The following is a 19,292-nucleotide window of genomic DNA, read 5'->3' as shown; positions in this document are numbered from 1 at the left end:
ATAACGTAGCGATGACAGTAGAGCTGATCACCCCGATAGCAATGGAAAAAGGCGTTAAGTTTGCTATCCGTGAAGGCGGGCATACAGTCGGCGCCGGTGTTGTCACAGATATTTTGAAGTAAAGTTTGAAAGTATTTTTTTGAGAGAAAGGGTGTAGTAAAGATTTTATGCGTGAACCTGTTAATATGGAATGTACGGTCTGTAAAGAACGTAATTATAGTTTGATGAAGGATAAAAAGAAAAAACAGGGTAAGATGGAGATAAAAAAGTTTTGTAATAGCTGTAGAAAGCATACAAAACATAAGGAGTTGAAATAGGAAGGAAGACTGCTAACTGACGGGAGTGTCGGTTAATTGGCAAACCACCGGTCTCCAAAACCGGAACTGAGGGTTCAAGTCCTTCCACTCCCGAATTAATTTATAGAAAAAAAGGATGTTATGGGAATTAAACAGGTTTATAGTGACAGTGCGCAGTTCATGAAGGAAGTTTATTATGAACTCAAAAAAGCAACGTGGCTCTCATGGAAAGAAGTAGTGGGTTCTACCGCGACGATTGTTGTGCTGGTAGTGATACTCGCTTTATTTGTCAGTGCGATTGACCTTATTCTTTCCTTTGTGTTTGGTTTGTTCTTGAGGTAGTAATAGAAGGATATACAGATTAAGGATTCGGATTATTAACGGAGAATGAGGAAGTTATAAAAAATGACGACAGATGCGAAATGGTATGTTGTTCATACCAAAACAAACTACGAAGAAAAGGTTAAGCAGGCATTGGAGAAGGTAAGGGACGAGCAAAATGTTAAGGATTTGATTGTCAGCGTCATGGTTCCTACGGAAGATGTTATGGAGATCAAGAAAAATAAGAAGCAAATACGTAAACGCCCGTTTTATCCGGGGTACGTGTTTGTAAAAGCTGTGATGGATAACGCGACATTTAATATTATCCGTAATGCTCCGGGAGTAAGCGGGTTTCTTGGTGCTGAAAAAAATAAGGAGCCCGTACCGTTGAATGATACCGAAGCAAGCGAGATTGAAGAACTTACTAAACCATCAGCGGTTGCTAAGAAGCCGCGCCCGGCGGTCTTGTTTGATAAAGGAGAGGCGGTACGTATCAACGAAGGGCCGTTTAAGCATTTTGTAGGTGTCGTCGAGGAAGTGCATGAAGAACGTGCAAAGCTTAAGGTTATGGTAACAATCTTCGGGCGTCCCACACCGGTAGAACTTGATTTTTTGCAGGTAGAGAAAGTATAGTTTAAAGTTTTAAGAAAGAACATAGATACAGGAGGAGTAGTTGTAAAATGGCGAAAAAGGTTAAAACAGTAGCGAAACTGCAGATACCCGCAGGTGCGGCTAATCCCGCACCGCCGGTAGGGCCCGCATTGGGGCAGCACGGGGTTAATATCATGGAGTTTTGTAAACAGTTTAATGAACGTACAAAAGTGCAGGAGGCAGGAACCACTATACCTGTGATTATAACGATTTATGAAGACAGGTCGTTTACGTTTATCACAAAAATGCCGCCGGTAGCGTCGTTACTGAAAAAAGCTGCGGGGTTGGCAAAAGCTTCAGGTGAACCCAATAAAAATAAGGTTGGGAAAGTAACAAAAGCGCAGGTTATGGAAATCGCAAAAGCTAAGATGCCGGATCTCAACGCAAAGGATATGAGAGGTGCAATGTTGTTGGTGGAAGGTACTGCGCGGAGTATGGGTATTGAAGTTGTGGAGAAATAGGGGTATTTAAGAAATTTAGGAATAAGAGGAAGTATTAAGTTTATGGCAGGTAAAAAGTTTAGGGAAGTACAGAAATTAATTGATCCGGAGAAGTTGTATACCGTTGAAGCAGCGGTGGAACTGTTAAAGAAAACTGCAGTGACTAAGTTTGACAGTACCGTCGAGATTCATATTGCGCTGGGGATTGATCCAAAACAGTCTGACCAGCTTGTCCGCGGGACGACTGTGTTACCCGCAGGGACGGGGAAAACTAAACGCGTAGCGGTTATCGCAAAAGGTGAGAAAGTGAAGGAAGCAGAAGCTGCTGGCGCGGATACCGTGGGTGAAGATGATCTTGTTGAAAAAATTAGTAAGGGTTGGATGGAGTTTGATGTTCTCGTGGCGACACCCGATATGATGAAAAACGCGTCAAGATTAGGTAAGCTTCTCGGGAGTAGAGGGTTGATGCCTAACCCGAAAGCCGGGACTGTTACGTTTGAACTTGAGAAAACAGTGAAAGAACTTAAGGCCGGGCGGATTGAGTACCGCGTGGATAGTTACGGTATAGTTCATTTGCCTATAGGGAAGGCGTCGTTTGACAAAGATAAGTTGTTGCTTAACGTTAACGCTATCATTGGAGCAATAACACAGGCGCGGCCCGCTGCGGCAAAAGGGCAGTATATTAAGTCAATTACTTTAACGACAACTATGGGTCCCGCGATTCATGTTGAAGCGTTACAGAAAGTTGCTGCGTAAATCAAGTAGGTTAAGGTATATTCAATAAAAAAGCGGTGGTACTGGTTTGTTGATAACCTGTACCGCCGTTTTTATTTTTTTTGTGCTTCATTGTTTATTTAGTATAATACTGGTTATCTGAATGAAGTAGTATAGGTTTTTTTATTTAAGGATTCCCATTTTATAGTATGTCAATACACACAGAGTTTGTTCATCTGCATAATCATACTGAGTATTCGTTGTTGGACGGCGCATGCAGGGTTGTTAATGATAAAGATGAGCCCGGTGATCTGCTTCATCATGTCTTAAAGAATAATATGAAAGCCCTGGCAATTACTGATCATGGTAATATGTACGGCGCGGTTGAGTTTTATCTTGCCTGCAAAAAAATCGGGTTAAAACCTGTCATCGGATGTGAGGTATACGTTGCTCCGCAAAGTAGGTTTATGAAACGTGTAGAGGTTGATAACCGCGAGACTGCGTTCCATCTGACATTACTCGCACAGAATTTTAGGGGTTATCAAAACCTTATGAAACTTGTTACCCTGGGTTTTCTTGAAGGGTTTTATTACCACCCGAGAGTTGACCGTGAACTTATAGAGAAATATCATGATGGGATTATTGCGTTGTCAGGGTGTTTAAAAGGTGAAGTGCCTAATTTGTTGTTGAAAGGGAAAGATGCTGAAGCTGTACGCCTGGCAGGTGAGTACTCTGAAATTTTTGGGAAAGAAAATTATTTTGTTGAACTCATGGATCATGGGATTGAGAAACAAAGGATTGTGCTTCCCAAACTCGTGGCATTAGGGAAAAAGTGTAATCTTCCTTTGGTCTGTACCAACGACTGTCATTATTTGTCATCACAGGATGTTGAAGTACACGAGGTGTTGCTGTGTATCGGTACAAAAAAAACTATGATGGATGCTGATCGGTTTAGGTTTAGTTCACCACAATTTTATTATAAAACACCGGAGGAGATGAGGTTAACGTTCAGGGATTATCCTGATGCGATAAGGAATACGGTGGTAATAGCGGAACGCGTTAATGTTGAGATTGATACTACACATACGTACTTGCCGGAGTACGCGTTACCTCCCGGGGAAGTTAGTTTGGAAGCTTATCTGCGGAAACTGTGTGTCCAGGGTATTGCAAAACGGTACCCTCCAGGGAGTGATCTTGACCGCGTACATAAACGGTTGGAACATGAACTTGGTGTCGTAGGGAAAATGGGGTTTGCCGGGTATTTTCTTATCGTCTGGGATTTTATTTCGTATGCTAAGTCCAAAGATATACCCGTGGGGCCAGGCCGCGGGTCCGGGGCTGGGTCTATTATTTCCTTTCTTCTGGGTATCACAGAGATTGAACCTCTGAAGTATAACCTTTTGTTTGAACGGTTTCTTAATAGTGAACGTATATCAATGCCGGATCTTGATATTGATTTTAGTGATCACGGGCGTGAGGAAGTGATTAATTACGTTAAAAATAAATATGGCGAGGATAGTGTTGCTCAAATAATCACGTTCAGTACTATGCAGTCAAAACTTGTTACTAAAGATGTTGGCCGTGCGCTGGGTGTGCCGCTTGAGCATGTGGAAACTGTAACAAAACTGTTCCCTACAGGGATGAGTGTTGCTGCGGCACGGAATTCTGTGGCGGATATACGTAGTATTGCAGAAAATAATGCGCAGATTAGTAAGATGCTGGATATCGCGCAAAAACTTGAAGGCGTTAAGCGTCATGTCGGTGTGCACGCAGCAGGGGTGGTTATCTCAAAAGGTGATATCGTTAATTATGTACCTCTTGCAAAACAGCCAAATAAGGATGCGGTTACCACACAGTATTACGATAAATTACTTGAAAAACTTGGCTTGTTGAAGATGGACTTCCTGGGTTTACGGACGTTGAGTATTCTGCAGGATACTCTTAAACTTATAGTACAGACCAGAGGGGTTAAGGTTGATCTTTCTGCTATTGAGTTGAATGATAAAAAAACGTTTCAGTTATTCAAGGTTGCGCGTACCATCGGGGTGTTTCAGTTGGAATCACAGGGGATGCGGAATGTTCTGCGTGACCTTCAACCTACTGAGTTTGAGGATATTATCGCTCTGAACGCTATGTTTCGTCCGGGTCCGTTGAAGTCAGGTATGGTACGGGATTATATTGAACGTAAGCATAAACGCGCAAAGGTTGTGTATTATCATCCAAAACTGGAACCCGTACTCAGGGAAACGTACGGGGTTATTCTTTATCAGGAACAGGTTATGCAGATATCGATGGTACTTGCAGGATTTAGTGCGGCACAGGCTGATATCCTGCGTCATGCAATGGGTAAAAAAAATGTTGTTGAGATTGCAAAACAAAAAAACGGGTTCATTGAAGGCTGTAAAAAAAACGGGCATGCCGGCGATTTTGCGAAGGATTTGTTTGAAAAAATAGAGTTTTTCGCGGGGTACGGGTTTAATAAGTCGCACGCTACGGCTTATGCACTGGTTGCGTACTGGACGGCGTATCTTAAAGCTAATTTTACACTTGAATATTTTGCTGCGTTATTAACCAGCGAAATCGGGCGGAGTGCTATCAAGGAAGGTGAAGAGAATAAGATCGCGGAGTACACGGCGGATGCAAAATTATTCGGGCTTGAAATTTTAGCTCCGTCAGTACAGAAGTCGTATTCACAGTTTTCGGTTGAGGATAATAAAATAAGGTACGGGTTATTGGCAATAAAAAATGTTGGTGAAGGCGCAGTGGAAACAATTGTTGAGGAACGCAGAAAAAACGGGGAGTACAAAAATTGGGATGATTTTCTGTACCGTATAGATATGCGCCAGGTTAACCGCCGGATGCTTGAGAGTTTAGTGAAGTCAGGTGCGTGTGATTGTTTTGGCAGGAACCGGTCTGAATTATATGCTAGTTTGGATGTTATAGTTGACCGCGTGGTTAGGCTTCAACGGAAAAAGGATGCCGGGGCACAGGTGTCGTTGTTTGGGGATGAGGATATCCTGTCTTACAAAAGCGAGGATACAATGGCTGAGATGCCGGAATGGGTGGAGCATGTATTGCTGTCAAATGAAAAGGAAGTGCTGGGTTTGTATGTATCCGGGCATCCACTGGCAACCCGCGCAGCGGAACTTCTGTGTTACGCAAAGTCTACTATCGGGGAGATAAAGAAGAAGTATCAGAAAATTGAACCTGATACTGAGACAGTTGAGGAAATAGGTGGTGAGATCGCGGAGGGTGATAATAATGGCATAGATGGGAAAGAGAAGGGTGGTGGTAAAGCTAAGAACGGTTTCCACCGCGAATTCCTTGAGCGTATACGTATCGGCGGGTTGGTGAGTAATGTTATGAAGTTAAACGTAAAAGCGACGGGGGAGCCTTGGGCTAAGATTAAACTTGAAGATTTGACTGATGATATTGAAGTACTGGTATTCCCGCGGTACTTCAGGGTTGTTGATATAAAATGTTTAGAGCTTAACGCTATTGTTATTGTTGAAGGTACTTTACAACGCGGAGATAATTCAATTGATATTATCGCTGATGAGATTCATTGTATAGGCGATGCGGTTCAACGGTATGTTAACCGCGTATGGTTAACAGTGGATAATATTTTGATTAAGGAAGAAAAGTTTCTGGAGCGTTTGCGTAAGCTTGTAGTGAATAATCCAGGGCCTGTGAGGGTGGGGTTTAAGGTACATGAGGAGAGTGACGAGGTTGTGCAGCTGGATCTCGGGGTGGATATTAAACTCAATGATCATGTGATAAAAGAACTTTGTAATATGGCAGGGGGGAATAAAAATATTGAGTACGGTGTAGCTGAGCTTACACCGGAACAGGTAAAAAAACCGCGGAGTGAACGCGTTGACTACTATAAAAATAAAAGATAAAATATAGGGTAAGTTTAAGTAAATAGGGAAATAGGAGGAATTGTTTTTATGTTGAGTAAAAAAGTTGTTGCGTTGGTGTTTGGCCTGTTGTTGCTTGCGGTAAGCTCAGGGGTTGCTGAAGTAGTGGTGGTGAGTACCATTACGCCGGTAACGAATGACGAGTGGATTAGTTGGTTAAAAAATAATTCTGAACCAATGAAACGCGCACAGGCTGCCGAACGGTTGGGGATGCTCGGTGAAAAACGTGCGGTTAATGATCTGATTAACGCGTTGAATGACCAAAACGTTTTTGTGCGCCGTAATGCAGTTGAAGCACTGGGATTGTTACGTGCAGGTGAAGCTATGGATGCGTTGATAAAACTGTTATCCGACCCGGAAGCGCAGGTACGGCAAAACGTTGCGATCTCAATGGGGTATATAGGGGATAAACGCGCGGTTGAACCTTTAACAAAAGCGTTGGAGGATAAGGATGAAGGCGTAGTCCTTGCTGCAACGATGAACCTCGGGCAGTTACAAGCAACTGAATCTGTCTCTGCGTTAACTAAACTGCTGGAGAGTACTAATACGCGGTATAAAGTGCAGGCGTTACAGGCTTTAGGGCAGATTAAAGATAAGGCATCGGCTAAAAATTTGGCAGCATTGCTTAACGATAGTGATCCTAAAGTTCAGGTACAGGCTGCGCAGGCAATTGGGGAAATCGGGAATACCGAAGTTGTAGCGTCATTAAAGCCGTTACTTGCTAATACTAATAAAGAAGTTAAACTCGCTGCAGCGGAGGCGTTGGCTAAACTCAAAGACGCGTCAGGGTATGATGTTGCGGTTTCATTACTGGCAGATCCATCGGAGTCTATCCGCGCACAGGCGGTTAGCGCGTTGGGTTTAGCGGGGAATAAAGCGGCAATTACTAAGATTGAACCGTTGTTAAAAGATAAAAGCGCGTATGTGTCAAGCGTAGCGAAGAATTCGTTGTTCCGGTTAGGGTGGAAAGAACCGGTTGCTGCGAAACAACCGGTTAACGGGAAGCCTGCTGCTAAAACCGGGACAAAAACCGGTACCGCGGTAAAGAAAAATTAATTAAGGATGATTTTTTTAATTATTTTTATAAAAGTATAATAATGAAAAAACTATTTGTTGTAATTGGTGTTATTCTTGCGTTGCTGATACCATTAAACGGGTATGCTGTCCAGCCGATTACGCCGTTGGAGATGATAGACGCGCCAACAGCTGAGGTTGTGGATCATGAGTCTGTACTCGTTAATTTCAGGGTTTACGAAAACGGCGGGTTGTTGACAAAAATAGTGTTCGGCGTGATTAACCGCCTGCAGTTGGGGTTAACCATGGATATCGCTAAGGTTATCGGCAGGGACCAGCCTGAACTGCATCAGCCGCAGTTGGATATTAAATTCCGGTTCTTTGATGGTAATGTTTATGTTCCGGCATTGGCGTTGGGGTATAACTCGCAGGGGTATTTGTATAATGAACTATTGAAACAGTACGCGCATCGCGAAAAAGGGTTGTACCTTGTCGCGAGCCGCGAGATTGTTGATGGTTTGGAACTTCATCTCGGGACAAATGTTTATGATTTTGAGAAAGATATTTTTTATGGATTTCTGGGGATGTCGTGGTTACTCGGGGAACGGTTTATGACATGCTTTGAACTTGATAATATCCGTAATTCCGATGAGGTACGCGTTAATTTTAATCTTGCTGCTAAGTTTACAGATAATCTTACAATGGAACTCGCTGTGCGGGATATGGTAGTTGCGGCAAATCATTCGCCAGATAGGGTTTTGAAGATTACATATCAAACGTGGTTAAAGAATATGGTAAAATCGGGCACAGCTAAAAGTGATGGGAAGTAGTTTATACAATGGCAAACGGTAGTACAGCGTTAGAGTTTGAAAAACCAATCGTTGAGCTTGAACTGAAAATTGAGGAGCTCAGGGTTTTTTCTAAAGAAAAAAATGTGGATGTCAGTGGTGAGATTAAAGCACTGGAAGAAAAGTGCGAAATTTTAAAACATGAAATTTATAACGCTTTAACTCCCTGGCATCGTGTACAGCTTGCAAGGCATCCTCAACGGCCTTATACGCTTGATTATATTAATCTTATGATGACAAACTTTGTGGAACTCCACGGGGACAGGTTGTACGGTGATGATCCGTCTATCGTCGGGGGATTCGCGATGCTTGATGATATCCCTGTAATGGTGCTTGGGCATCAGAAGGGAAGGAATATTGATGAAAATATGAAACGCAATTTCGGTAGCGCGCATCCTGAAGGATACCGCAAAGCTATTAGGTTAATGATGCTTGCGGCAAAGTTCGGGAAGCCAGTGGTATGCCTACTTGATACCCAGGGCGCGTATCCTGGTGATGCTGCGGAAGCAAGGGGTATTGCCGAAGCAATTGCGCGGAATATGAAGATTATGTCAACTTTACCGGTACCGATTGTTGTGGTTGTCATCGGGGAAGGCGGGTCCGGGGGCGCTTTAGGGATAGGCGTGGGTAACCGCGTGTTAATGATGGAGAATGCTATATATTCTGTGATTTCGCCGGAAGGATGCGCGTCAATACTTTATAAGGATTCTAAGTTCGCAAATGAAGCGGCAAAAGCGTTGAAAGTTACGGCGCAGGATCTTAAGGAACTTGGTGTTATCGACGAGATCGTGCCTGAACCGTTAGGCGGGGCGCATAGAAATATGGAAGTAACAGCAGAGAATCTTAAATCTGTATTAAAACGTAATCTGATAGAACTTATAAAGATTAATTCTTCAAAACTGATAGAAATGCGGTATAAAAAGTTCAGGGCTATGGGTAGTTTTGAGGAAAAAAAGAAAAAGTGTGAAAGTAATGGTATTAAATCAAAGAAAAGGAAGGGGTAATTTATTATGCCGTTAGTGTCATCAAGGGAAATGTTTAAGAAAGCGTATACCGGCGGGTATGCGGTTGGTGCATTTAATGTTAACAATATGGAGATCCTTCAGGCAATTGTTGACGGGGCTAAGGAAGAACAGGCACCGTTGATCCTGCAGGTATCAGCCGGGGCGAGAAAGTACGCGCGGCATGAGTACCTGATCAAACTAGTGGAAGCTGCATTGCAAACCGCTGATATCCCGATATGTTTGCACTTGGACCACGGTGAAGATTTTGAGGTGTGTAAGTCGTGTGTCGACGGTGGGTTTAGTTCGGTAATGATTGACGGGTCAAAGTTTCCGCTTGAAGAAAATATTGCGGTAACAAAAAAAGTGGTGGATTACGCGCATGCGAAGAATGTTACTGTAGAAGCTGAACTCGGACGGTTGGCGGGTGTGGAAGACGCTGTCAACGTGGCAAAAGCGGATGCTACCTACACCGATCCGGATGATGCGGAACGGTTTGTGAAAGAAACAGGGTGTGATTCCCTGGCAATCGCTATAGGGACAAGTCACGGGGCTTATAAGTTTAAGGGTGAACCTAAACTTGACTTCCCGAGGTTGGAAGAAATCGCGCGTAGGTTGCCGAATTTCCCGTTAGTGCTTCACGGTGCGTCGTCAGTGCCGGAGTATTTAGTTGCTCTGTGTAATAAGTACGGCGGGACGTTGCCGGGTACAAAAGGTGTGCCGGAAGAGATGTTGAGGAGAGCGGCAGGCGGGGCGGTATGTAAAATAAATATTGATACGGACTTGCGTCTTGCGATGACAGCGACTATACGCCGGGTATTTGTCGAAAATCCTAAAGAGTTTGACCCAAGAAAATACCTCGGGCCGGCACGGGATGAGATAAAGAAAGTTGTACAACATAAGATTAAAGACGTTTTGGGTTGTTCCGGTAAAGCAAAATAGTTTCAAAATTATTTTTAGTATTTACATAGCGTTCGTAGTTGTGAAAAGAAATACTGTTGACTATAGGTTAACATTCGATAATAATGTTACTATATGCCAAATGTGGTAATGTTGTTATAAAGGGGGATTGTTGTTTATGAAGAAAGTATTGGGGATCGTTGTAGCAGCGTTGATAAGTGTAACGCTAGCTGCAGCAGTGGTGGTAGCGGCGGAAGTGTTTGTATCGGAAACAGTGGGGACTCCACAGGTTTTGCACTTCAAAGCGACTTCATGGGCGCCTATGAAAAAAGATATGAGGTTACAGGAGAAGGATGTTCTTCGCACAAACAGGTTTAGCCGGGTGGAACTTTCGTTTAGTAACGGGACAAAAGCTGCAGTAACAGAGAAATCAGTCCTTGGTATTGCAGAGCTTAATCCAAAAAAGTTTTCTATCGCAATGAACTTATTAACAGGAAAAGTTAGAAGTGAAGTTTCAAAGCTTGGTAAGGGTGATAAATACGCTATCCGTACCCCTACCGCTGTGTGTGCTGTTCGTGGAACTTTATATAATGTTGAATCTAATAATCCTGCTGTATATAATGCTGTATTCGCGGATGAGTTAGGAGCAGCACCGGCAGCACCAGCAGGAGCGGCAGGTGGGGCAGCAGCTGGCGGGGCGGCAGCGGGTGGTGCAGCAGCCGGTGCGGCGGGTGCCGCTGGTGGTGCAGGTGCAGCAGGGGCAGCAGCAGGCGCCGCTGGAGCAGCAGGTGCGGGAGCAGCAGCAGGTGGTGTAGCAGCAGGGGCTATTATTGCTCCAGGTGCATCAGTATCAGCAGCAGCAGTAGCAGGGGTAGTTGCAGCATGCGTTGCAAGTAATCCTTCTAGTATCGCACCGTCTTTAGCATCCGCAGGGATTCCAACAAATACTCTGGAAGCTACTCAAGTATCAGTAGCAAATGGTGCTGTTGCAACAAATAATGCGGCAAATGCTTCAGCAGCGCCAGTGGTTGTTGGTGCAGGTCAAACAACACAAACTAATTCTAATGGTACGGTACAGCAACCGACAGTTATGACACAGGAACAAACACAGTCTGTCACTCAAAACGCGATGACAGCGCCTATACAGTCGCAACAACCGCAGCAAACTACTCCTGGTGCACAACAGCAGACAGCAGCGGCAGTAACTACGCCCGCGGCAGCTACAGCAGCAACGCCGGCAGCAGCAGCGACGACGCCCGCAGCGGCTACAACAGCGACTCCGGCAACAACGCCGGCAACTGCAGCGGCAACTGGGACAGAACAACAGGCTGCAGTGACTCCCGGTGCGCCGGTAACAGAACAGCAGGTAACTGCTCCGGCTGTCACTCAGGAAGTAGTAACTGCTCCTGAAACACAGTCAACGGAATCCGCAGGGTCATTTGACCTTGGTGACCTCGGGGCTGTGGGGGAAGAGTTAAAACAGGAATTTCAATCGTTTGTTTCAGAAACTGAAACTTCGAACAGAGATGTGCGTGAGATCACTCAGGAAGTTAAGGTAGAAGATTTTGCGGCGAATCGCGCAATGCGTGATGTCAATGGTAATCTTGTCCGTGTAGAACAAAAGTTTTCACGTCCTAACGCGCAATCTATGCAGTTCACAAATATTGTACAGCGTAAAGACGGGTATAACTATGGAAGTAATAGTATTACTAATGTCACATATAACGGGACAAATGCTTCCAGGACTGACTCGCTTGAAATAACTTTACAGTTTAATAAAGAACTTCCGGAACAAATCGCGGAATGGGGTACTTTTATTAAAAATAATGAGAAGGATTTTAAGCTTAATAGTATGCAGGCAGTAGTATCGAATAGTAGCGGGGATCAGATTAAGTCTGAACTTAAGTTAACTGAAGTGTTGAATACTAACACGAATCAGTTGGAAACAAAAGAGGACGCGCATATTTATTTGAATAGCCGGGAGATTAAGTTCGGCCCGGAAGGTGTTCCTGAAAAAGAGCCAACTACCGGGATTACTAAAAATGATGCCGGTGATATTTCCGGTGGAAGTTTGTGGATTACCTCCGAGATTCCATACCAGTATACTGACGGTGCAAAAGAGCTTGGGTGGTTGACCGTCCAAGGGTTTGCAATTAATAATGATGGTAATGTATACAACTTCAATTCTTTAAAGGATAGTGTCAGCAGTGACCTTTTTGGGATCCTGAAAAATGTTGCAATTGAAAGTATTTTCTCTGCAAAAATTGGTAAAATGACGGATTATGCTTATAGAGGCGATGACGTTTTTATTGGTAAAAATATTGATTTAATATTTACACCGGATATTATAACTTCAATCGTACTGAAGATACCAAACTTTACGGAGTTGACCTCATCCTCGTCTTCATCATCTAATAAGGATAGCGGGACTGTGGATACAGGTAATACCGGGACTAATACAAATATAAATACAATACCCGGTGCGATTTCGTTATTGAGGTTATACTAGTTTTTTATTGTTAATATCTATAATAGATTGAGAGGTGCGGACTTGGTCAAAAGTTTTATGCAAAAATGCGTTGTGGTCCTTGCGCTGGTACTGTCTTGCGCGGGGATGGGGTACACGGATCTTACGTCAGACCTTACACAGTGGGGTATTGATTTTGGGTTACGGCTAGTGCAGTCACCTGCGTCGCTGTTCATGGAATTCCAGAACACTATGGACGATACGGTGCCTGTAAAAGAAAATAAGTGGGTAGTTGTTAAAACTAACCTCGTACCGTTAATGCTGCCGTTCACCGCGACGGGGATCGCAATTAACGCTAAAGTATGGCCGGAAAGCCAGTATATCCCGCAGTGCGGGTTGTATTTTAATTACTGGGCATTACCGGTATTGTCGGCTGTACCGGCAGATACTGCCTCTGCGTCAATAAGCGGGTATGGGTATGGCGCGGTTATCGCTAAAAAGTTGAAGAAACAAACACGGTTATTCACCGGGATTAAGGCTTCACAGGCGCAGATGTCCGTTAAACTCGCGAAACCCGTAGATATGAGCGGGACACAGTTTACAGGGTTAGATATGATTGATACCGATTATTATTGGTATACCGGCCTTGAGTTCCAGAGTAATGCAAAAAAGTCAATTTATACGCAGTTAGGTTATTCGTTTAATACAAAACGTATATTCTCAAAGATATCGTTATGTTACACGTGGAGCGAAATCGGGTTGGCTATATATCCCGAAGGTTTTATTGTCGTATATCCCTATTGGAATATACGAATAAAATTTTAAGGGATAGGCGGTGAATATTATGAAAATGAGGGAAACTAATAGAATGAAAAAAGTTTTTGTCTTAGGACTATCGTTAACCCTGTGTTTCGCGATAAACGCGCTTGCCGAAGAACAGCAGTCAGCAAAAACGCAGGTACCGGAACAGGCAACTGAAAAGGTTGAGAAAGCAGCAGAGGCGCCAACTAAGCCGTTTGTTATGATGCCGTATTACTCACTATCCTTTGCGGAAGGGTCGTATTACGTGGCAAAAGGGCCTGGGTCGGTTATTATTAATAACAGTCTGACTAACGACCTTGGGCTTATCATGCGGTTATTCAACAGCCATACATTATTGTTCTTTTATCAGCTTAAGTATACAGGGCCGGGCGTGAAAAAACAGGAGGGTAAGGATTTCCAGGAGAAAGCAATGGATCATTTCCTGTTCGCGCAGTATCAGTTTAAGATAAACGATGAGTTATCGGTAAAAGCTAAGTATAACTATTTGACAGAATACTATCGAGCGGGTACAAATGAACCTTGGGAAGATGGGACGTTTAATTTTACACGGCCCGGGGTTGACCTGCGGGTGGAGTCAAAATATTTTGGGGTAAAAGTTGTTCCTGTATTCCAGATGGGAGATATGACGTTCCCGAATTATATTGAACTCAAGAAAACTACTACTACCGTTACGGAAAGCCTTGAGGGTATGCAGGATCAGGCATATATGCAGCTAGGTGCTATCGTAGAATATGCGCCGGTTAAGGTGACGTTAAACTATGATAACCAGGCGTATAAGAAAAAAACGATTACGGATGTCACCACCGGAGTGGAAACCGCGACTAAGCAGGTGGATAATCAGGTGTCGTTGAATGTGTTTTCTCAGATTGCTGCGGGTGAATATTTTGAGTTCACGCCTTCGGTGGATATGAAATTTAAGACGTCTAACGGTACTTACGTACATCTCCCGTCAACATCAGGCCCGGGTAGTACGCCGCAGCCGCCGGTAGTTATTGCTAACGGGAATGATTATAACCAGTACTCCGTGGGGATGGGGATTAAATGGAAAATCACGCCGAATAATGAAATTTCTCTCTCCCCGGATTATGTGATGAAACAATATACTACGCGGCCTCCGAAGGATGCTAAAGGTAATCTTGTGTTGACTGATAAACAGTACACGAATATCCTTCAGGCAACGTTGGGGTATATGGTCCGGTGGAACCCTGCGAGCCAGTGGTTCTTCTATTATGTATACCAGCAGAACTCGTCTAATGTTCAACAGGAGAGGTCCGTATTGTATAATTACACTACGCATTTTGCTGGGATGAAGTTCCAGTTTACGTATTAATTTAATAAAAAACTGCGTAAACAAAAAAAAGAAGATACTGCGCCCGTAGCTCAATTGGATAGAGTAACCGGCTACGAACCGGCGGGTTCCCAGTTCGACTCTGGGCGGGCGCGTGTGTTCTTATGCATAAACACAAAAATACAAACCGTATATGAAACACAAAAAGTTTATGGCTGTTGCTCTGATACAGGCAAATCTCGCAAAAAAATGCGGTGAAGTACCGGTCGGTGCGGTAGTGGTTATTAACGGGAAAATAGTTGCCCGGGGGTTTAACCGTACAATCACGGATAATGATCCTACAGCGCATGCTGAAGTTATAGCTGTGCGTAAGGCTGCAAAAAAAGTTGGGAATTACCGTCTTAACAATGCAATAGTGTATGTCACCCTTGAACCCTGTGCAATGTGTGCCGGTATGCTTGTGCATGCTAGAGTGAAAAGTGTTGTCTACGGCACATCCGATCCCAAGGCCGGTGCGTGCGGGTCCGTATTAAACATTACCTGCCATGCGAAGCTTAATCACAAAATTGGTGTGATACAAAATGTTTTGCAGCCACAATGCGCGGGAATATTAAAAAAATTCTTTCAAGAAAAGCGTTGAGTACTCTTCCATGATTGACTATCTAACAAAAAGTTTGTATATATTTATTATATAGTTTAAAATTAAAGGAAGTGTTGGGAAGGGTGCCCGAGCGGCTTAAGGGGTTGGTCTCGAAAACCAATGTCTGACATTGTTGGACCGTGGGTTCAAATCCCACCCCTTCCGCCAAACGGGGTAACGGTGGTAAATTTATGAAAAAATGTGTTGTCCTGAAAGTTGTTATGCTTGCGGCAGTTGCATTGTTGTGTATTGCCAACGTTGCTGCAAAAACTATTTATATCGACGGTGATACTACCGGCGCGAGTGAATGGGCGGTCATCCCGGGAACAGTAACGCTTACCCCGAATACCGCTGTTGTTTATGATAACGAATGGATCTGGACGGATAAAACGTATGATGAACGGCGGAATAGTGTGTATTGCGGTACCACAGCGTATAACGCGTCAACTGACCTCACTCAGGTGAGGGTAACTGCCAGTGCGTCAAGTTTATTTTTTTATTTTCAATTCCGTGAATTATCTTATAGCGCAACCGGGTATGTGTATCCTTATATCCAGGTTGCAATTGATTATCGCGTGTCTGAAGGCAAAGCTGACCTACTGAACTGGCCGGCGAATGCTAACGCTAATAAAATTAATTCCCGTGCAGCATGGGAACTTTTATGCCTGATCTATCAATCCACACCGTCCTCCGATGCTAGTGTTTCACAGGTGGATAATTATAATACTATTTTTAATTCAAGCTACCAGCAGCAGTCGTTCTATAACGCGTATAACCATTTCGCGTCTACCTACACAGGTTCCTCGGGGCCGTTTTTTATTGAAGCGGAAGTACCAATGGTGACCACGCTTTCAAGTTCGTCTGATATCCGCAGCCGTGTTCTGGGTAACCGCGTAAGGTTTTCAGTATCAGTATTCCCGCATTCCGCAGTTGAGACCGGTTCACCGGGTTTACCCGCAATGTATGGTTCACTCGGGGAGTCAGATATCCTTGACTGTATTTCCGTAAAAGATAGTGATGCTGTTACTGCGGACAAAGATAATCAGGTTTATGGTAATGCTACTGCGGGTACTTGGGAGGAAACTAAGGATAATGTTGTTGATTACTTTTTTGATATTAAGTTTAATTACGACGGGACAATCAGTGTTAATACCCCGCCGGAAAAGCCGGCTAATCTTGTAACCGATGGGAAAGCTGGGAATGTTAATGTCGTAGTGTCAAGCCATGTCCCGAACTTTACCTGGTACTATAACGACATAAATTCTGATGAAGTGCGCGCTGCTGATATACAAATCGGGACTGATAGTGACTGGTCAAACGGTGCGGAAACATGGGCACCGGCAACAGTGGTTGTTGCCACATCAGCTATTAAGTTTGATAGCACAGCGGTGTTGGCAGCAGATACAACATACTACTGGCGTGTTAGATGTATGGACTCCATAGGTAGTTGGGGTGAATGGTCGGATACCGCTAAGTTTGTTACCGTTGGGCAGGCGATGAAGTTTGATGAGAACGAAAAAATGGATATCAATGTTGCGGGGAATAATCCGTTTAACCCCAAGCTCGGGCAGACTACTAAGATACGGTATGTCGTAACTGATTCACTAGCGGTGAAGGTTAAGGTTGTGTTATACACAATGGACGGACGTGTGGTCAAAGTCCTGGCAGATGAGTATGTTGAGAAAGATGCGTATAACACAGCGGAATGGGATGGGTATAACCTCGGAGGTGTGTTAGTCGCGCCTGGGTTGTATATCGTTAATATTACTGCTGGTGATAAGCTACAGAAAAATGTTACTCTAGCGGTGGTGTATTGATATGAAAAAAAATGTTATAGCGTTAATCTCAGCGGTTTTCTTTGCGGTAATAACGGTTACTTCGGCAGGTGCGGCAGCACCTGAGATTTACAAAAATACGGGGTATGCCGGGCCGGCGTTTCTATTAATGCCGTTCGGTGCAAGGCCCGCGGGGTTAGCCGGGGCGTTTAGCGCGTTATCCGATGATTCTAATGCTCTGATGTTCAACCCTGCAGGGTTGGGGCGCGTAAAGCAAACTGACCTGCAGCTGATGTATTCCCAATGGGTTGCGGGGATTACTTATCAGTACGCAGCATATGCTCAGAGGTTTGGGTTCGGGGCTGTGGGTATAAACTACGCGTACTGGACCTCGCCTGAGATGACAGAAATTGTTAATGAAACCGCAGGGGCAAAGTTTACCCTGCGTGATTCATTGCTTACCCTCGGTGCGGGGTTTAAGCTCGCAAAATGGTGTAAGGTCGGGTTCAATGTGCGTAATGTGCAAAGCGCGATCGGAAAGTATTCGGTTAATACTACACTTACCGACGCTGGGTTGATATTGAATACTATACGTGACGGGATGAGTATCGGTTTGGCAGTACAAAACATGGGCTCGCCGGTTAAGTATATCAGTGAGCAGATAACTATCCCGCAGATTATCCGCGGGGCGGTTAATTTCAGGCTTGTCTTCGCAGAATCGTATTCTGTTTTTAATATCGGGATTGAAGCTGTAAAACCTGTGGATGGGGATATTGATTATTACGCTGGGATTGAGCATATCGGCGGGGACGCTCTGGCGTTACGTGTGGGGTATAAGTATTCTAAGTATGATATGCAATTAGACCAGTTATCCGCATGGCGCGCAGGGGTGGGGTTAAACCTCGGCGGGGTATATATTGATTACGCGTATATACCGTTCGCGCGGGTTGGGCAGTCACATTTGATATCTCTGGGATACAAGTTTAAACCGCCGCCGGAAGAACGTAAGTATAATACCAAGCTCGGGGTTACTTTTGACAATATATTCATCTCACCCAACGGTGATGGTATGCTCGACGATGTTGTTATGAAACCGTTTGTCTATGAGATTGATGAGGTGAAGGGTTGGAATTTGGAGATAAAGAGTTCAACAGGTGCGGTAGTGAAAAAGTTTTCCGGTGAATCCAACGTACCGCTTGATATTCCCTGGAGTATAAAAGATGAAGCGGGTAATGTCTTACCGCAAGGGAAGTACAGTGCAGTGATTACAGTATTGAACAAAAAGAAAAGGCCAGTTGTTTCGCCGCCTACGGATATTTATGTGGATATAACCCCGCCGGTTGTTGAGATTATTCTTTCCACCCCGGTGTTTACGCCGGATGGCGATGGCGTTAATGAAATAGTGGATATTAAACTTAAACTCTGGGATTTAAATACTGTTATACAATCAACGTTCAGTATTGTTGATACCATAAATACACAGTTGATGACTTATACTTCCACAGGGTCGCTTAATGGTAAGGCGTTCCAGTGGGATGGTAAGAGTGCAGATAAGAAGGCATTACCCAATGCTGCATACGCTGTGACAGTAACCGCTATGGATATGGCAGGGAATGTTATTGTGAAACAGGAAAATGTTACTATCGCAGTGCCGCCGCTGGGGATGGAACTAATAATGTCAACCAATACAATTACGCCGGATGGGGATGGGGTTAATGATTTTGTTAATTTTGAACTCCGCGTTAATAATTCGCGCCGTGTAAGCGAATGGTCGTTATCAATATTTAATTCTGTGAATAAACCGGTTAAGGTGTATAAGTCAACGGATACGTTACCGGCGGTATATAAGTGGGACGGTACTGACGATATTTATGGAAAGACTGTTCCGCAGGAACGCTATGCCGTGAAATTTGTTGCTATCGATACCGCGGGGAATGAAAATGTTGTACAGGACCTTTTGACAATTGGGAAACCTGCACCGGCAAAGGTTGAGATTAAAGACGCGAATGTCCGGCAGGATAAACGCGGATTAGTGGTTGACCTATCATCAGAAATATTGTTTGGGAAAGGGCGCGCGGATCTCAGCCCGTACGCGTATCCCGCAATGGATGGCGTTGCTGCATTATTAAAACAGTATTCCATAAATAAGGTGTCAATCGAAGGGCATACGGATACTGTCGGCGGTGATGCGGAGA

Annotated in this window: 16 protein-coding genes and 3 tRNA genes; all 19 read left to right on the top strand. The window is 44.1% G+C overall.

The features are described 5' to 3' along the window. Positions 1–167 precede the first annotated feature (167 nt). Positions 168–317: a 50S ribosomal protein L33 gene (gene rpmG / locus WC955_10120; GenBank protein ID MFA5859407.1), complete on the top strand. Its 150-nt coding sequence runs from the start codon at positions 168–170 to the stop codon at positions 315–317. Between the two features lie 21 nt (positions 318–338). Continuing rightward, positions 339–410: transfer RNA gene (locus WC955_10115), tRNA-Trp, on the top strand. A gap of 27 nt (positions 411–437) precedes the next feature. Then, positions 438–638, top strand: a complete 201-nt coding sequence (gene secE / locus WC955_10110; protein ID MFA5859406.1) for a preprotein translocase subunit SecE — start codon at positions 438–440, stop codon at positions 636–638. A 63-nt stretch (positions 639–701) separates the two neighbouring features. Further along, on the top strand, positions 702–1,250 hold the full coding sequence (gene nusG / locus WC955_10105; GenBank protein ID MFA5859405.1) for a transcription termination/antitermination protein NusG: 549 nt from the start codon (positions 702–704) through the stop codon (positions 1,248–1,250). 47 nt (positions 1,251–1,297) lie between these two features. After that, entirely contained in the window at positions 1,298–1,729 is a 432-nt protein-coding gene (gene rplK, locus WC955_10100) for a 50S ribosomal protein L11 (GenBank protein MFA5859404.1), read from the top strand. Between the two features lie 42 nt (positions 1,730–1,771). Beyond that, the gene (rplA, locus tag WC955_10095; protein MFA5859403.1) at positions 1,772–2,464 is read left to right on the top strand and encodes a 50S ribosomal protein L1; all 693 of its coding nucleotides are present in this window, start codon (positions 1,772–1,774) and stop codon (positions 2,462–2,464) included. Positions 2,465–2,631: 167 nt separating this feature from the next. Further along, positions 2,632–6,324: a DNA polymerase III subunit alpha gene (locus tag WC955_10090; protein MFA5859402.1), complete on the top strand. Its 3,693-nt coding sequence runs from the start codon at positions 2,632–2,634 to the stop codon at positions 6,322–6,324. A gap of 48 nt (positions 6,325–6,372) precedes the next feature. Further along, positions 6,373–7,398, top strand: coding sequence for a HEAT repeat domain-containing protein (locus tag WC955_10085; protein ID MFA5859401.1), 1,026 nt, complete (start codon positions 6,373–6,375; stop codon positions 7,396–7,398). A 41-nt stretch (positions 7,399–7,439) separates the two neighbouring features. Beyond that, on the top strand, positions 7,440–8,186 hold the full coding sequence (locus WC955_10080; GenBank protein ID MFA5859400.1) for a hypothetical protein: 747 nt from the start codon (positions 7,440–7,442) through the stop codon (positions 8,184–8,186). A gap of 8 nt (positions 8,187–8,194) precedes the next feature. Next, positions 8,195–9,208 carry an acetyl-CoA carboxylase carboxyltransferase subunit alpha gene (locus WC955_10075; GenBank protein ID MFA5859399.1) on the top strand — a complete coding sequence of 338 codons (1,014 nt, stop codon included), beginning with the start codon at positions 8,195–8,197 and terminating at the stop codon, positions 9,206–9,208. A gap of 6 nt (positions 9,209–9,214) precedes the next feature. Further along, positions 9,215–10,147 (top strand): class II fructose-1,6-bisphosphate aldolase, encoded by a 933-nt coding sequence (gene fba / locus WC955_10070; GenBank protein ID MFA5859398.1) that lies wholly within the window; start codon positions 9,215–9,217, stop codon positions 10,145–10,147. A gap of 136 nt (positions 10,148–10,283) precedes the next feature. Beyond that, positions 10,284–12,614: a FecR family protein gene (locus WC955_10065; protein MFA5859397.1), complete on the top strand. Its 2,331-nt coding sequence runs from the start codon at positions 10,284–10,286 to the stop codon at positions 12,612–12,614. A 57-nt stretch (positions 12,615–12,671) separates the two neighbouring features. Beyond that, positions 12,672–13,397: a hypothetical protein gene (locus WC955_10060; protein MFA5859396.1), complete on the top strand. Its 726-nt coding sequence runs from the start codon at positions 12,672–12,674 to the stop codon at positions 13,395–13,397. A gap of 43 nt (positions 13,398–13,440) precedes the next feature. After that, positions 13,441–14,724: a hypothetical protein gene (locus WC955_10055; GenBank protein ID MFA5859395.1), complete on the top strand. Its 1,284-nt coding sequence runs from the start codon at positions 13,441–13,443 to the stop codon at positions 14,722–14,724. A 39-nt stretch (positions 14,725–14,763) separates the two neighbouring features. Next, positions 14,764–14,837: transfer RNA gene (locus tag WC955_10050), tRNA-Arg, on the top strand. 38 nt (positions 14,838–14,875) lie between these two features. Beyond that, positions 14,876–15,322: a tRNA adenosine(34) deaminase TadA gene (tadA, locus tag WC955_10045; GenBank protein ID MFA5859394.1), complete on the top strand. Its 447-nt coding sequence runs from the start codon at positions 14,876–14,878 to the stop codon at positions 15,320–15,322. Positions 15,323–15,399: 77 nt separating this feature from the next. Continuing rightward, a tRNA-Ser gene (locus WC955_10040) sits at positions 15,400–15,490 on the top strand. Between the two features lie 23 nt (positions 15,491–15,513). Further along, positions 15,514–17,139, top strand: a complete 1,626-nt coding sequence (locus WC955_10035) for a hypothetical protein (GenBank protein MFA5859393.1) — start codon at positions 15,514–15,516, stop codon at positions 17,137–17,139. Between the two features lies 1 nt (position 17,140). Then, a partial coding sequence (locus tag WC955_10030; protein MFA5859392.1) for a PorV/PorQ family protein occupies positions 17,141–19,292 on the top strand: 2,152 nt, incomplete at its 3' end.

The organism is Elusimicrobiota bacterium (assembly GCA_041658405.1).
In the GTDB taxonomy this organism is placed as follows: domain Bacteria; phylum Elusimicrobiota; class UBA5214; order JBBAAG01; family JBBAAG01; genus JBBAAG01.
This window is presented reverse-complemented; position numbering and strand designations above follow the sequence as displayed.